At 64.5% G+C, this 1,610-nt stretch carries 3 protein-coding genes; all 3 read left to right on the top strand.

Annotated elements, in window-relative coordinates; genetic code table 11:
- Positions 1-191, top strand: a 191-nt coding sequence (locus DFQ15_RS17490) for a virulence factor TspB C-terminal domain-related protein (protein WP_158529095.1), incomplete at its 5' end; no start/stop codon positions are given.
- Positions 188-475, top strand: a complete 288-nt coding sequence (locus DFQ15_RS16820) for a DUF2523 family protein (protein WP_110467048.1) — start codon at positions 188-190, stop codon at positions 473-475. The genes DFQ15_RS17490 and DFQ15_RS16820, both read left to right, overlap by 4 nt.
- Complete coding sequence (locus DFQ15_RS16825; protein ID WP_110467049.1) at positions 472-1,596, top strand: zonular occludens toxin domain-containing protein; 1,125 nt, start codon at positions 472-474, stop codon at positions 1,594-1,596. The genes DFQ15_RS16820 and DFQ15_RS16825 overlap by 4 nt, the downstream gene beginning before the upstream one ends.
- Positions 1,597-1,610: the final 14 nt, after the last annotated feature.

Genomic DNA, 1,610 nt, shown 5'->3' on the forward strand with positions numbered 1-1,610 from the left:
GCTTCCTGAGTGGCGGCGGCTCCTGCCCCGCCGACAAGTACGCCAGCATCCACGGCGTCAGCACCATGGTGTGGGACTGGCAAAGGGCCTGCGGCTACATCAGCGGCCCCGTTCGCGCCGTGGTCCTGGTGCTCGCCGCCCTAGCTGCTGCCTTCATCCTGATACCCGGCAAGGGTGGGGACGGCCCGTGAAGCTCGGCACATGGCTGCTGGCGATGGTCCAGCCCATGCTGGCAAAAATTTTGCTGTCGCTCGGCTTCTCGCTGGTGACCATCGTCGGCATGGATGTGGTCATCGGCCAAATGCGCGACATGGTCGCCGGCAACGTCAACGCGCTCCCTGCGGACATCCTCAACGTGTTCCTCCTGGCGGGCGGCGGCAAGGGCCTCGGCATCATCTTCGGCGCCATCGCCACGCGGCTGCTGCTGTGGCAGATCACCAGCGCGACGAAGCTGCTCGGGGTGAACAACGGATGATCACGATAATCACGGGCACCCCCGGCGCCGGCAAAACGCTGTATGCGATCGACAAGCTGCTGCGCAACATGGTCGGCACCACGATCAAGCGCAAGATCGACGGCGTCGAGGTCGAGGAACCTCGGATCATCTACAGCAACATCAACGGCCTGTTGCTCGACCACGAGCTGATCGACGACAGCGACCACGGCGGCTTGCACAACTGGCACGAATGGGCGAAGCCGGGCGCGCTGATCGTCTATGACGAGTTCCAGAAGGCATGGCCGCCGCGACCCAACGGCAGCAAGGTCCCGCCCGACATTCAGGCCCTCGACACGCACAGGCACATGGGGGTTGACTTCATCCTCATAACCCAGTCGGTCATGAACACCGACCGGCATATCCACGCGCTGTGCAACCGGCATCTGCACGTGCGGCGCATGGGCAACCTCGGCCTGACCATCGTCTACGAGTGGGACCACGCCAGTCGAACCCTGCTGTACAGCAAGGCGCTGGCGAAGCACCCGTTCAAGTACAGCAAGAGCGTCTTCGAGCTCTACAAAAGCGCCGAGGTGCACACCAAACAGCCGAAGTCGATCCCGCCGCTGATCTGGGTCGCACTGCTCGCGCTGGCGGGGGCTGCTTATCTCGGCCCGACGGTCTACGGCCGCTTGAAGGCTCGTATCAACGGCACGCCACCGGCCGCCACCAGCTCGACGCCGGCACGCACGACGACGGTCACGAATCCCGACGGCACCACGACGACGAAAACAACCCTCACCAGTACGGTGCCGCCAGCTCGACAGGCGGGCCAGCGACCGCCGGCGCAGGACATGCACGCTCTGAACAACTGGATTCCACGGCAGGTCGACAAACCTGAGACTGCACCGGTGTACGACCATCTCCGCGAGGTGGTGGCCGTGCCGCGCATCGCCTACACGATCTGCATCGACGACAGCTGCAAGTGCTTCACTCAGCAGAAGACAGTGGCTGAGATTTCGCCGGCGGCCTGCCGGGCCTACATCGAGCACCGCCCGTTCGATGCGACCAAGCCGGATGCGCCGACCGTGGTTGTTAGCTCTGATCGCCGGGACGTAGATCACCAGGCGCGACCGCCGGTCGATGAGCAAGGCCGCATGTGATGTACGCCCCGGCG

This window comes from Xylophilus ampelinus (genome assembly GCF_003217575.1).
Classification (GTDB): Bacteria; Pseudomonadota; Gammaproteobacteria; order Burkholderiales; family Burkholderiaceae_C; genus Xylophilus; species Xylophilus ampelinus.